The organism is Inquilinus limosus (assembly GCF_051487185.1).
In the GTDB taxonomy this organism is placed as follows: domain Bacteria; phylum Pseudomonadota; class Alphaproteobacteria; order DSM-16000; family Inquilinaceae; genus Inquilinus; species Inquilinus limosus_F.
This window is the reverse complement of the sequence record NZ_JAHVDK010000004.1, coordinates 1-12,829: the sequence shown is the minus strand read 5'-3', so window position 1 is coordinate 12,829 and position 12,829 is coordinate 1. Positions and strand designations below refer to the sequence as shown.

At 69.4% G+C, this 12,829-nt stretch carries 10 protein-coding genes and 1 pseudogene; all 11 read right to left on the bottom strand.

The features are described from left to right. Positions 1 to 6: 6 nt before the first annotated feature. Positions 7 to 639, bottom strand: coding sequence for a 7-carboxy-7-deazaguanine synthase (queE, locus tag KXR53_RS05360; protein WP_437374065.1), 633 nt, complete (start codon positions 637 to 639; stop codon positions 7 to 9). Between the two features lie 110 nt (positions 640 to 749). Beyond that, entirely contained in the window at positions 750 to 1,898 is a 1,149-nt protein-coding gene (locus tag KXR53_RS05355) for a ZIP family metal transporter (protein WP_437374064.1), read from the bottom strand. Then, positions 1,895 to 2,980, bottom strand: a complete 1,086-nt coding sequence (locus tag KXR53_RS05350; protein ID WP_437374063.1) for a multicopper oxidase domain-containing protein — start codon at positions 2,978 to 2,980, stop codon at positions 1,895 to 1,897. The genes KXR53_RS05355 and KXR53_RS05350 overlap by 4 nt, the downstream gene beginning before the upstream one ends. Positions 2,981 to 3,137: 157 nt before the next feature. Continuing rightward, positions 3,138 to 5,342 carry a molybdopterin cofactor-binding domain-containing protein gene (locus tag KXR53_RS05345; RefSeq protein WP_437374062.1) on the bottom strand — a complete coding sequence of 735 codons (2,205 nt, stop codon included), beginning with the start codon at positions 5,340 to 5,342 and terminating at the stop codon, positions 3,138 to 3,140. A 17-nt stretch (positions 5,343 to 5,359) separates the two neighbouring features. After that, positions 5,360 to 5,815: a (2Fe-2S)-binding protein gene (locus tag KXR53_RS05340; RefSeq protein WP_437374061.1), complete on the bottom strand. Its 456-nt coding sequence runs from the start codon at positions 5,813 to 5,815 to the stop codon at positions 5,360 to 5,362. 125 nt (positions 5,816 to 5,940) lie between these two features. Continuing rightward, on the bottom strand, positions 5,941 to 6,522 hold the full coding sequence (locus KXR53_RS05335; protein WP_437374060.1) for a TetR/AcrR family transcriptional regulator: 582 nt from the start codon (positions 6,520 to 6,522) through the stop codon (positions 5,941 to 5,943). A gap of 81 nt (positions 6,523 to 6,603) precedes the next feature. Continuing rightward, complete coding sequence (locus KXR53_RS05330; RefSeq protein WP_437374059.1) at positions 6,604 to 7,449, bottom strand: nucleotidyltransferase domain-containing protein; 846 nt, start codon at positions 7,447 to 7,449, stop codon at positions 6,604 to 6,606. Between the two features lie 10 nt (positions 7,450 to 7,459). Continuing rightward, positions 7,460 to 7,969: a hypothetical protein gene (locus KXR53_RS05325; protein ID WP_437374058.1), complete on the bottom strand. Its 510-nt coding sequence runs from the start codon at positions 7,967 to 7,969 to the stop codon at positions 7,460 to 7,462. Positions 7,970 to 8,014: 45 nt separating this feature from the next. Further along, complete coding sequence (gene odhB / locus KXR53_RS05320) at positions 8,015 to 9,280, bottom strand: 2-oxoglutarate dehydrogenase complex dihydrolipoyllysine-residue succinyltransferase (RefSeq protein ID WP_437374057.1); 1,266 nt, start codon at positions 9,278 to 9,280, stop codon at positions 8,015 to 8,017. A 66-nt stretch (positions 9,281 to 9,346) separates the two neighbouring features. Beyond that, on the bottom strand, positions 9,347 to 12,253 hold the full coding sequence (locus KXR53_RS05315; RefSeq protein ID WP_437374374.1) for a 2-oxoglutarate dehydrogenase E1 component: 2,907 nt from the start codon (positions 12,251 to 12,253) through the stop codon (positions 9,347 to 9,349). Positions 12,254 to 12,559: 306 nt separating this feature from the next. Next, positions 12,560 to 12,829, bottom strand: a pseudogene (locus KXR53_RS05310) (succinate--CoA ligase subunit alpha); the annotation flags it as partial.

The window sequence follows — 12,829 nt, the reverse complement described above, 5'->3', positions numbered from 1 at the left end:
CAACTTTCATGGAATGCCAATCAGCTTGTGGGTCTGCAGGCTCAGCCGCCATTTCGGGTGGGACAGGCAATAGGCGACCGCGGCCTCGGTGTTGGCGATGCGGTCCGGCCCGTCCATCGGCTGCAGCCAGAAATGGGTGAAGTCGAGATCCGCCACCGCCTCGGGCGGCAGCTCGGGCTGCGGGTAGACCAGCTTCAGCTCGTCGCCCCGCCGTGCGACCAGGGGGGCGCCGGCCTTCGGGCTGACGCAGACCCAGTCCAGCTCCGCCGGCGGCTCGATCGTGCCGTTGGTTTCGACCGCCGCGGTGAAGCCGCGCGCATGCACGGCGTCCAGCAGGGCGCAGTCCAGCTGCAGCAGCGGCTCGCCGCCGGTGAAGACGACGAAGCGGTCCGCGGCCGTGCCGGCCCAGCACGCCTCGATCGCCGCGGCCAGCGCCTCCGCCGTGTCGAAGCGGCCGCCGCCCGGCCCGTCCGTGCCCAGGAAGTCGGTATCGCAGAACTGGCAGACCGCCTCGGCGCGGTCCTGCTCGCGGCCGCTCCACAGGTTGCAGCCGACGAAACGGCAGAACACCGAGGTACGCCCGGCATGGCGTCCTTCGCCCTGCAGGGTCTTGAAGATCTCTTTGACGACGTAGCCCATCACGCTGGTCCGGCGCGGCTCCCGGCGGTCCCATGGGTGGGCCGTTGCCGCGCGGCGCGGTTTTAGACCTTTTTGCCGCGCCGGTCAGGTGCGAATTGCCGCGGGCGGCCCTAGGCCTGCACCAGCAAGGCTGTCCCGTACATCACGGCGATCCCGGCGATCATGCCGGCCATCGCCGTTGCCCGGGCATGCGTTCCCTCGTCCGCCCGCCGCAGCATCAGCAAGGTCACCTCGACGACCACCTGCAGGATGGCACCAGCGCCCACCGCCAGGGCGAAGGCCGCCCAATGCGCCGCATAGGCGTAGCTGCCGATCCAGATGCCCAGCACGGCCGGCAGGCCAGCCAACAGCGCCAGGCCGGAGAGGAGCAGCCAGCCGGGCCGGCGGTCCAGCAGCGGCGCGACGATGCCGACCCCTTCGGTGATGTTGTGCAGGGTGAAGCCGAGCACGAGGAAGGAGCCGAGGGCGGCCGCGCCGGTGGCGAAGGCCGAACCGATCGCCAGCCCCTCGCCGAGATTGTGCAGGCCGATGCCCAGCGCGATCGACGCGGCCAGGCCGACGCCGCCGAGCCTGCGGCCGCCGCGCCGGCCGATGGCCATCAGGAGGGCGAAGGTCAGGCCGGCGATCAGCCACACCAGCACGGGCGCGTGCAGCTCGGGCGCCGACTGCGCGGCCAGCTCCAAGGCCTCGCCGATCGTGTCGACCAGCAGGAACACCAGCAGGCCGACCGTCAGCGCCAGCGCGAAGGTCAGCCCGCGGGCGCCGCCGGCCCTGAGGGCGGGGAAGAACAGCATCCCCAGCGCGACCGGCACGACGCCGACGAACAGGCCGATCAGCCCGAACCGGCCGAGCATGCCTGCGGAGGCCGGGGGCGTGGCGACGGCGATATCGATGGTGTGCTCGAAGGCGATGCCGGTGCGGGTGAGGAGGGTGAGATGGTGCGTCTCGCCCAGCACCCAGGGATAGGGGATCCGCAGCCGGGCGGTGCCGAGGCGGTCGATCGGCCCCGGCGGATCCTGCGTGAAGCTCCAATAGGCGCCGTCGACCTGGATCTGCGCGATCTCCATCGGCTCGGTCCCGCCGGCGCGGACCAGGACCGAGAGGCCGCCGCCGTCGAGCACCGTGCGTTCGACCGTCAGCTGTTCGGCCGGCGGCACGCCTGCGGAGAAGCTCCGCAGCGGATCGGCGGCGAGGAACGCGGCGGCGACGGCCGCAATCAGCAGCAGCGGCAGCACCGTCCAGCTCAGGGCGCGCATCATGCCCGCACCTCGAAGTTGCCCATCCAGCCGAGCTCGGCGAACTCGGACTGGTGGGCGTGGAACATGTAGAGGCCCGGCTCGTGGTCCTTGAAGCTGAACTCGATGATCCCGCGCTGGGCCTGGCACTGCATGATCGTGTCGACCATTCGCAGCGTCGGGGTCAGTGTCGTGCCATGGTCGTAGTAGTCGAAGAAGTTCGCGTGCAGGTGGAAGGAGTTGATCGGGTCGAATTCGGTGATGTTGACGAGATAGACCCGCACCGGCCTGGCGCGGTCGATCGGGATGGGCCGCTTGGCATAGGCGTGCGCCACCGTGTTGACGGCGTAGACCTCGTTCTCGTCGTCGAAATTGGTGTCGAAGGCGTTCATCACCATCACCAGCTCCTGCCAACCGGCGTTCTCGGGCGTGCCGAGCAGCCGGCCGCGCGCGGCTTCGGCCTGGTCGGGATGCCGGGCCGGATCTGGGTCGATGACGAAGGCGCCGTACATGCCCTTGTGGATGTGGCGGCGCAGCGGAACGAAATGGCAGTGATAGAGATGGCAGCCGAAGGGGAAGGCGTCGAACTCGTAGACGAACTCGCCGCCGGGCTGGGCCACGCCCGCGCCGGGGACCCCGTCCATCCGCGCCGAATGGATGCCGTGGAAATGCATGGTGTGCGGATGCGAGCCGCGGTTCAGGAACCGGATCCGCACGCGGTCGCCCTCGGTGACCCGGAGCGCCGGGCCCGGCACGCGGCCGTTATAGGTCCAGGCCGGGAACATCAGTCCCGGGGCGATCTCGATCTCCTTGTCCTCGGCGGTGACCTGGAACTCGCGCACGGTGCGGCCGGCGCCGTCCCGGCTGACCGTGCCGGTGTCCCAGTCGGTCAGCATGGCGTGGGGATCGAACCCGTTCCGAGCGCTGTCGACGGTCCCGACCGTGGTCATGCCGCCGTGATCGCCATGCGTCGCCGACGTCCCGTGTCCGGCGTGCGGCTGATCGGCTTGGGCGACATCCAGCTGCGCCAGCGCCGTGCTCCCCAGCGCTGCGCTTCCGACGATCACGTCCCGACGCGTGATGGCGCCGTCACCTGGGAATTTCATCAATCCTCCAGGCTTTGAGCCCGTGCCCATTCATTGACGTCCAGCGTCAGAGTTTAGCACAAGCTACAATCTGGGCGCCAGCCTCCCTCTTCTTTCGGTCCGGGCCGCACATCGGGCTCGCCGAGGCGAAGCCGATGTGCGTCCGCCAAAATGCGACTCAGGTGCTGGTCAGTTTCGACAGGTCGAGCGGCAGCGAGCGCAGGCGCTGGCCGGTCGCGGCGAAGACCGCGTTGCCGATCGCCGGCGCCAGCCCGGGCACGCCTGGCTCGCCGATGCCGGTCGGCGGCTCGGCCGACGGCACGATATGCACCTCGACCTTCGGCATCTCCGACATCCGGGTCGGCTCATAGGTATCGAAATTGGCCTGCTCCACCTCGCCGTCCTGGAGCGTGATCTTGTTTCGCAGGACGACGGAGAGGGCGAAGCCGACCGACCCCTCGACCTGGGCCCGGATCACGTCGGGGTTGACCGCGATGCCGCAATCGACCGCCGCCACCACCCGGTCGACCTTCAGTGCGCCGCCCTCGACCGAGACCTCGGCCACGGTGGCGACATAGGTCTCGAACGACTTGTGCACGGCGACGCCGCGGCCCCTGCCGGCCGGCAGGGGCTGGCCCCAGCCCGCCTTCTCCGCCACCAGCGACAGCACACCGGTATGGCGCGGCTGGTCGCGCAGCAGCGCCAGGCGGAAGGCGACCGGGTCCTGGCCGGCGGCATGGGCCAGCTCGTCGATCACCGTCTCCATCGCATGGGCGGTGTGGGTGTGGCCGACCGAGCGCCACCACAGCACCGGCACGCCCTCCTTGGCGTTGTGCACCGTCGCGGTCAGGTCAGGCACCGCATAAGCGGTGTCGGAGGCGCCCTCGATGCTGGAGGCGTCGATGCCGTCCTTCACGGCGAAGGCCTCGAAGGGCGTGCCGATCAGCAGCGACTTGGCAACCACCACATGCTCCCAGCCGCTGACCTTGCCGGCCGCGTCCAGCCCGGCGCGGACCTTGTGGTAGACCATCGGCCGGTAGTAGCCGGCCTTCATGTCGTCCTCGCGGGTCCGCATCAGGTGGATCGGCGCCTTCATGCCGGTGGCCTTGAGGATCATCGCCGCCTCGGCCGCATAGTCGGCGTTCGGCGTGGCGCGCCGGCCGAAGGAGCCGCCGGTGTAGGCCGAGTTGATCGTCACCTGCTCCGGCTTCAGGCCTAGGATGGCGGCGATGGTCGCCTGCTCGATGGTCTGGAACTGCGACCCGGCCCACCACACGGCGCCATCGGCCGTCGGCTCCAGCACGCCGTTCAGCGGCTCCATCGGCGCATGGGCCAGGTAGGGGAACTCGAACTCCGCCTCCACCAGCTTGGCCGCCTTCTGCAGCGCCGCCGCGGCGTCGCCGCGCTTGGCCGCGGTCAGGCCGGATGTCTGCGCCGTGGCCTTGTAGCCGGCCATCAGCGCGTCGCTGGACTGGCTCTCGGCCTTGCCGAAGTCCCACTCAACCTGGAGGGCCTCGCGGCCCTTGATCGCCGACCAGGTGTCGCGGGCCACGACGGCGACGCCGGTCGGGATGGTGACCACGTCGACCACGCCCGGCACCTGCTTCGCCGCGGCGGCGTCGACGCTCTTCACCGCGCCGCCGAAGCGCGGCGGATGGGCGACCAGCGCGGTCAGCTGGCCGGGCCGGCGGACATCGATCGAGAAGCCGGCCTTGCCGGTGATTTTGGCCGGCGTGTCCAGCCGCGGCACATGCGCGCCGACCAGGGTGAAGGCCTTCGGGTCCTTCAGCACCACCTCGGCGGGCGGCGTCAGCGCCGCCGCATTGGCCGCGAGGTCACCGAAGCGGGCGGACTTGCCGGAGGCGTGGCGCAGCACGCCCTTGTCGACCGTGATCTCGCCGGCCGGGACCTGCCATTCCGCGGCGGCCGCCTGCACCAGCATGGCCCGGGCCGTGGCGCCGGCGCGGCGCAGCTGATCCCAGGAATTGGCGATCGAGGTCGACCCGCCGGTGCCCTGGATCGGGCCGAAGGCGAGATTGTTGTAGATCTTGGCGTCGGCCGGGGCGAATTCGAAACGCATCTGGCCCCAGTCGGCGTCCAGCTCCTCGGCCACGATGGTGGTCAGGCCGGTGGTCACGCCCTGGCCCATCTCGCAGTGCTTGATCAGCACGGTGACGGTGTCGTCGGGGGCGACGCGGACGAAGGCGTTGGGGGCGAGGTCCCCGGCCGCGGCCATGGCGCGGCGAGCGAGGGGCAGATGCGCGGCGATCACCAGCGCGCCGCCCAGGGCGCCGGCGCCCTTCAGGAAGGATCGGCGGTTCGGCCTGGCGAGACCGTCGGCAGTCCCGGACGCGACGGGGGCGACGATTGGCTGAGCAAACATGGGGTCGTCTCTCCGGTTCAGGCCAGCGACGTCGCGGCGTCGCGGATCGCGGCGCGGATGCGCTGATAGGTGCCGCAGCGGCAGATGTTGCCGTCCATGGCGGCGACGATGTCGTCGTCGGTCGGCTTCGGCGTCTGGCTCAAAAGGCCGATCGCCGACATGATCTGGCCGGACTGGCAGTAGCCGCACTGCACCACGTCCAGTTTGGTCCAGGCGGCCCGTACCGCCTCGGCGACCTTGCCGGACACGCCCTCGATCGTGGTGATCTTGCTGTCGCCGACATCGCCGACGAAGGTCTGGCAGGACCGCACCGGCTGGCCGTCGAGATGCACGGTGCAGGCGCCGCACAGCGCCTGGCCACAGCCGAACTTGGTGCCGGTCAGGTTGAGATGGTCGCGCAGTGCCCAGAGCAGCGGCATCTGCGGATCGATGTCGAGCTCGTGCTCCGCGCCGTTGATGTTCAGCTTCACCATGGTCGATGTCCCAATTTGGATGCGGTGCGGGGAACCGGGCACCGCGCCGGGAACGACGTCCGCGTTGGCCACGGATCTAGGATCTCGGGTCTAGATCGAATGTTCGATCTAATTCGATCAAAAATTTAGGGATGGCGGGCGACGGCGCGCCAGCACCCCTCGGCGATGTCGTCCAGCGTCGCATCGTCCAGCGGCGTATCCGGGGCCCGTCGTGCCAGCCGTGCGGCGACGCCGAAGGACAGGTCGTAGACGATCTCCGTCGGCAGCGGCTTGAACGGGCTGCCGCCGTCGACGAAGCCCAACCGCCGGGCCAGGACGGCGAAGTTCTGGTCCTCCTTGGCCAGTTCCTGCAGGTCGGTCGGGCAGTGATAGGGCGAGTTCTCGTACTGCTCGAGGAACCGCGCCTCCAGCCGATGGGTCCGGTAGAAGTGATAGGCGTTGCACCAGGTGCGCTTGAACGCCTCCTTGGGAGACGCGCCGTCGAAATCGCCCTGCAGCATGGCCCTGGCCTTCACTGCCTTGACCTCCTTGTAGAGATCGCGGATCAACTCTTCCTTGCTGGCGAAATAGTGATAGATCACGCCGGGGCTGGCGCCCGACCGCTTGGCGATCTGGGACATGGGCGTATCGTGGAAGCCGCGCTCCGCCACCAGCTCCAGCGTGGCCTTCAGGATCGCGCACCGCTTGCTGTCGACGTCTGGAAACACGAACCGAACTCGATCGAACGTTCGTTCTAATATCGGGCGCGGGGTGGGGCTGTCAAGGATGACCGCCGGCCCAGGGCCGGTTCACGCGGGGGAGGCTCCCGCCCGTCGGACGATGTCGTCCAGCGATCCGGCCATGGCCCGCAGGCGCTGAAAGGCGGACCGATATTTCGCCGCCCCGATATCGGCCCAGATCAGCCCGGCCGTCCGGCTGGCCTCGGGGATGGTGATCGGGAAGGTCTCCGCCTCGGCCAGCGCGCCCTTCTCGTTGATCAGGTATCGGTCGTTCAAGGCGAACAGGACCTGGGCGACGCAGCACAGCGCCCGGTAGGCGCAGCCGGCAATATAGGTCTGATCGCCGCGGGCGAGCGCCTTCTCGGCGATCTCGATGCTGAACGCCACCTCCCAATGGAACCGGGCGATCAGCGCGGCCCGGAGGGCCAGCGGGAAGGGCGAGGTCCGCGCCTTGAGGCCGGCGATCACGCCGCGGGGATCGAGGATCGGCCGGCACAGCGCGATCTCGCCCATCCAGATGGCCGAACAGAAGCCGTGCGGATGGCCCGGCTGATAGTCCATCGAGATCCGTCCCGCCGCGCAGTCGGCGGTGACGGCGCGGATCCGCGCCAGATCGCGGTACAGGAGGTCGACCTTTCGCCCGGCGACGGTGAGCCAGCCGCCGCCATTGATCCAGGGTCCCCATTCGCCCAACCGCGTCACCGAGGTGGTTGCGGGATCATCGACCACCGACGCGACCGCCGCCGCCAGCTGGCCGATGTCCAGCGGCGCATCGGCCTCGTAGTACAGGCCCAGATCGTAGTCGGACTCGGGGCCGGCGGTGCCCCGGGCCCGGGAGCCGCCGAGGACGAGGGCGGCCAGCCCGCCGACCGGCCGCAGGGCGTTGGTGAGCCGGTCGAGGATGGCGTCGTTCATGGCGGCCCGGTCAGCGCTTGCCGCAGTCGAAGATGTTCTCGAGTGCGGCGCCGGAGCCGGCGAGGGTGAAGGGCTCGGAGATCGCCGGATCCGCCAGGCCGACGGTCAGCGCCTTGCCGCGGCGCATCGCCTCGACCAGCACCTTCATCTTCTCGGTGGGGAAGTCCCGGCCCGGGCGCCACTCGAATCCGGTCGTGGCCTCGCCGATCTCGACCGTCATTGGCACCGGCGTGGCCTTGCCGTCGACGGTGAAGGTCACGGTGGCAGTCAGCGCCGGCAGGTTCAGCTTGCGCGGCACCGAGAACAGCACATAGGGGCCGATGCGGGGCGCGCTGCCCTGCGGTCCGATGTTCTCGGCGCAGTAGACGCCGAGATGGGCGCCGTCGGGGTTGGTCAGCCCGGCATAGTCGGTGCCCATGTGGGTGCCGGTGCCCCAGCCCTCAGCCTCCTGCGCCCCGGCCGGGGCGGCAGCGGCGAGGAGGAGCGGCAGGGCGAGAAGGGCGGGGCGGATCGGCGGCATCGTCCGGAAGCGAAGAAGGGCGCGTTGCCGCGCCCTTCGGGTCGATCACATGTCGAGCAGGATGCGCTGCGGGTCCTCCAGGCACTCCTTGACCCGGACCAGGAAGGTCACGGCCTCGCGCCCGTCGATGATGCGGTGGTCGTAGGACAGGGCCAGATACATCATCGGCCGGATCTCGACCTTGCCGCCGACCGCCACCGGCCGCTCCTGGATCTTGTGCATGCCCAGGATACCCGACTGCGGCGGGTTCAGGATCGGCGTCGACATCAGCGAGCCGTAGACGCCGCCGTTCGAGATGGTGAAGGTGCCGCCGGTCAGCTCGGCCATCGACAGCTTGCCGTCGCGCGCCTTGCGGCCGAGCTCGCCAATCGTCTTCTCGACCTCGGCGAAGGACAGCATGTCGGCGTCTCGCACCACCGGCACGACCAGGCCCGTCGGCGTGCCGACCGCGACGCCAATGTCGTAATAGTTCTTGTAGACCAGATCGTCGCCATCGATCTCGGCGTTGACCGCCGGCAGCTCCTTCAGCGCGACGATGCAGGCCTTCACGAAGAAGGACATGAAGCCCAGCTTCACGCCGTGCTTCTTCTCGAAGCTGTCCTTGTACTGGTTGCGCAGCGCCATCAGCGCCGACATGTCGACCTCGTTGAAGGTCGTCAGCATGGCGGCGTTGTTCTGCGCCTGCTTCAGCCGGGTGGCGATGGTCTTGCGCAGCTTGGTCATGCGCACCCGCTCCTCCCGGTCCTTCTTCGGCCGCGGGCCGGTCTCGGGACGGGTGAAGGCGGGGATCTCGATCACCGCGGCACCGCCGGCGGGGGCGGCGGCCGGCTTGACGCCGCCGGCCAGGGCGGCCTGCGCGTCCTCCTTCAGGATGCGCCCGCCCTTGCCGCTGCCGGCGATGGCACTGGCGTCGAGATTGTTCTCGGCGATGATCTTGGCCGCCGACGGCATGGCGATCGGCGCCTCGCCATTGCCGGCCTTGGCGGCAGGGGTCAGCGCGGCCGCGGCGGGTTCGGCCGGCTTCGCCGCCGGGGCCTCGGCCTTGGCCGCCGGCTTGGCGGCGGGGGCGCCGGCGCCCTCGCCGATGCTGCCCAGCAGCGCGCCGACCTCGACATTGGCGCCTTCCTCGGCCACCACCGATTCCAGCACGCCGGCCGCGGTGGCGTTGACCTCGAGCGTCACCTTGTCGGTCTCGAGCTCGACCAGCGGTTCATCCAGGGCCACGGCCTCTCCCGGCTTCTTCAGCCAGCGGGCGACGGTGGCCTCGGTCACCGATTCGCCCAGCGCGGGCACCTTGATCTCGACGCTCATAGAGTCTCCATTTCCTTCCGGCCTGTCCGTGCGGGCTCGGCCCCTTTGGAATAGGTTGGCCGGGAATCAGCCGGCCGACAGGGCCTCGTCGACCAGCTTGGCCTGTTCTTGGTTGTGACGGCGCAGCAGGCCAGTGGCCGGGGCCGCGGCCTCGGGCCGGCCGGCATAGCGCGGCCGGGTGCTGCGGTGGCCGATCTCGGCCAGCGTCGCCTCGATCTTGCGGTCGACGAAGTACCAGGCGCCCTGGTTCTCGGGCTCCTCCTGGCACCACACCATCTCGGCGTTCGGATACTTCGCCAGCTCCGCGCCCAGCGTCTTGCGCGGGAACGGGAACATCTGCTCCAGCCGGATGATGGCGACGTCCTTCAGGCCGCGCTCCTCGCGCTCCTTCTTCAGGTCGTAATAGACCTTGCCGGAGCAGATCACGACCCGCCGCACCGCTTCGCCCGCCACCAGCTCAGCCGTCTCCGGCAGCACGCGGTGGAAGGTCGAGCCGTTGGTGAAGTCGGCCAGGGTCGAGACGCACTCCTTGTGGCGCAGCAGCGACTTCGGCGTGAACACCACCAGCGGCTTGCGGAAGTCGCGGTGGATCTGCCGCCGCAGCGCGTGGAAGTAGTTGGCCGGGGTGGTCAGGTTCACCACCTGCCAGTTGTCTTCGGCCGATTGCTGCAGATAGCGCTCGATGCGGGCCGAGGAATGCTCCGGCCCCTGGCCCTCATAGCCGTGCGGCAGCAGCATCACCAGGCCGGACATGCGCAGCCACTTCTGCTCACCGGAGGAGATGAACTGGTCGATGATGGTCTGGGCGCCGTTGGCGAAGTCGCCGAACTGCGCCTCCCACAGCGTCAGGGCCCGCGGCTCGGCCAGCGAATAGCCGTATTCGAAGCCCAGCACCGCGAATTCCGACAGCGGGCTGTCATGCACCTCGAAGGGCGCCTGGCCGTCGCGGACGTGGTTCAACGGGACGTAGCGCTCCTCGGTCTCCTGGTCGACGATCACCGAATGGCGCTGGCTGAAGGTGCCGCGGCCGGAATCCTGACCGGACAGCCGCACCGGGATGCCCTCGGCCACCAGCGTGCCGAAGGCCAGCGCCTCGGCCGTGGCCCAGTCGATGTCGCGGCCGGTCTCGAGCATCTGCGCCTTGGCCTTGAGCTGGCGCACGACCTTGGAATTGACGTTGATGCCCTGCGGCACGGTGCTGATGGCACGGCCGACCTCGTGCAGCAGCGCCTCCGGCGCCGCAGTGGTGCCGCGGCGCTCCTCGCCCTCGGCCGGGACCAGGCCCGACCAGGCGCCGCCCAGCCAGTCCGCCTTGTTCGGCTTGTAGGTGGTCGAGCCCTCGAACGCCTCTTCCAGATGCTTCTGGAAATCGCGCACGACGCCGTCGGCCTGCTCGGCCGTCAGCAGGCCTTCGCCGACCAGCTGATTGGCATAGAGCTCGCGTACCGGCGGGTGCTTGGCGATGGTCTTGTACATCAGCGGTTGGGTGAAGGCCGGCTCGTCGCCCTCGTTGTGGCCGAAGCGGCGGTAGCAGAACATGTCGACCACCACGTCGTGGCCGAAGCGCTGCCGGAACTCGATGGCGATGCGCGAGACATGCACCACCGCCTCGGCGTCGTCGCCGTTGACGTGGAAGACCGGCGCCTGGACGGTCCGGGCCACGTCGGTGCAGTAGGGGCCCGATCGGGAATAGACCGGCGCGGTGGTGAAGCCGATCTGGTTGTTGATGACGAAATGGACGGTGCCGCCGACCCGATAGCCCTTGAGGTCGGACATCATCAGCGTCTCGGCCACCACGCCCTGGCCGGCGAAGGCGGCGTCGCCGTGGATCAGCAGCGGCAGGACCTTGCTGCGGTCCTCGTCGCGCCGCTGGGTCTGCTTGGCGCGGACCTTGCCGATCACGACCGGGTTGACGCATTCGAGATGCGACGGGTTCGCGGTCAGCGACAGGTGCACGGTGTGGCCGTCGAACTCGCGGTCCGACGAGGTGCCGAGATGGTACTTGACGTCGGCCGAGCCCTGGACGTCGTCCGGATTGGCCGGATTGCCCTGGAACTCCGAGAAGATCGCGGCGAAGGGCTTGCCCAGGAAGTTGGCCAGCGTGTTCAGGCGGCCGCGATGGGCCATGCCGATCACGATCTCCTCGAGACCCAGCTGGCCGCCGCGCTTCAGCACCTGCTCCAGCGCCGGGATCATCGCCTCGCCGCCGTCCAGGCCGAAGCGCTTGGTGCCGGTGTATTTGACGTTGAGGAAGCGCTCGAAGGTCTCGGCCGCGGTCAGCCGCTCATAGATGGCGCGCTTGCCTTCCGGGGTGAACTCGGTGCGGTTCTCGATCGTCTCGATCCGCTCCTGGATCCAGGCGCGGATCGCCGGATCCTGGATGTGCATGTATTCGACGCCGATATGGCCGCAATAGGTGGCGCGCAGTCGGGCCACGATCTGGCGCAGCGTCGGCGTGTCGAGGCCAAGCTGCCCGGCGACGTAGATCGGCCGGTCCATGTCGGCTTCGGTGAAGCCGTAGGTGGCGGGGTCGAGGTCGGGGTGCGACTTGTGGACGGTCAGGCCGAGCGGGTCGAGATCGGCCAGTAGATGCCCGCGCACGCGGTAGGCGCGGATCAGCTGCATCGCCCGCAGCGTGTCATGGGCGGCGCGCCGGATCGCGTCCGCATCGACGGCGGCGGGCGTGGCCGGCGCCTTGCCGGGCTTCGCGCCCTTGGCGGGCGCCTCGGCCGGCGCCTCGAGGCCGAAGGCCTCGCCCAGGCCGTTCAGCCGGACCGCGGCGACGGCGCCGTTCTGCGGGCTCCAGGACGGGCCGGTCTCGGCCTCCGCCTCGCCGTCGCCGAGTCCGGCGAAGAAGGCGCGCCAGCTCTCGTCGACCGAGGCTGGATCAGCCCGGTAACGCTCGTGCAGCTCGGCGATGAAATCGGCATTCGGGGCGAACAGGAAGGAACTCTGTTCCGACGGGCTACCCATCATTCTCAACGGCCGGTCTCCGGCCGTTTCCCTGGCGGTCGGCGGCCGCGTGACGCCGCGGCCGGGCGGTCCCTCGCGGGACGGGGTCCAATTTGGCGCGCGCAACCTACGCCGAAAGTCCAAGAGATGAAAGATATGTCGGGCGCGAAACGAGCAATTTCCGACGCCATTACGACAGATCTCCCACGCAAAGAACGCAAACGCGACATCAGAACGGAAACGGACGGTCCGAATCGGCGGTATCCGGACATGAAAAAGCCCCGACCGGCAGCACCGGTCGGGGCTTCGCATCGTCCGCGGAAGGGATCAGCCCTTCATCGCCGCGAGCATGGTCTGGCCGAGCGCGGCGGGGGAGTCGGCGACGGTGATGCCGGCGGCCTTGAGGGCGTCGATCTTGTGGTCGGCGGTGTCGTGGCCGCCGGAGATCACGGCGCCGGCATGGCCCATGCGGCGGCCGGGCGGCGCGGTGCGGCCGGCGATGAAGCCGACCACCGGCTTCTTGGTGCCGCTCGCGCGGAGGAACTCGGCGCCCATCACCTCGGCGTCGCCGCCGATCTCGCCGATCATGATGATGCC

What these genes read in the sequence shown, in the direction of transcription:
- queE (WP_437374065.1), bottom strand. Translation starts at nt 639, where the DNA reads ATGGGCTACGTCGTCAAAGAGATCTTCAAGACCCTGCAGGGCGAAGGA.
- KXR53_RS05355 (WP_437374064.1), bottom strand. Translation starts at nt 1,898, where the DNA reads ATGATGCGCGCCCTGAGCTGGACGGTGCTGCCGCTGCTGCTGATTGCG.
- KXR53_RS05350 (WP_437374063.1), bottom strand. Translation starts at nt 2,980, where the DNA reads ATGAAATTCCCAGGTGACGGCGCCATCACGCGTCGGGACGTGATCGTC.
- KXR53_RS05345 (WP_437374062.1), bottom strand. Translation starts at nt 5,342, where the DNA reads ATGTTTGCTCAGCCAATCGTCGCCCCCGTCGCGTCCGGGACTGCCGAC.
- KXR53_RS05340 (WP_437374061.1), bottom strand. Translation starts at nt 5,815, where the DNA reads ATGGTGAAGCTGAACATCAACGGCGCGGAGCACGAGCTCGACATCGAT.
- KXR53_RS05330 (WP_437374059.1), bottom strand. Translation starts at nt 7,449, where the DNA reads ATGAACGACGCCATCCTCGACCGGCTCACCAACGCCCTGCGGCCGGTC.
- KXR53_RS05325 (WP_437374058.1), bottom strand. Translation starts at nt 7,969, where the DNA reads ATGCCGCCGATCCGCCCCGCCCTTCTCGCCCTGCCGCTCCTCCTCGCC.
- odhB (WP_437374057.1), bottom strand. Translation starts at nt 9,280, where the DNA reads ATGAGCGTCGAGATCAAGGTGCCCGCGCTGGGCGAATCGGTGACCGAG.
- KXR53_RS05315 (WP_437374374.1), bottom strand. Translation starts at nt 12,253, where the DNA reads ATGGGTAGCCCGTCGGAACAGAGTTCCTTCCTGTTCGCCCCGAATGCC.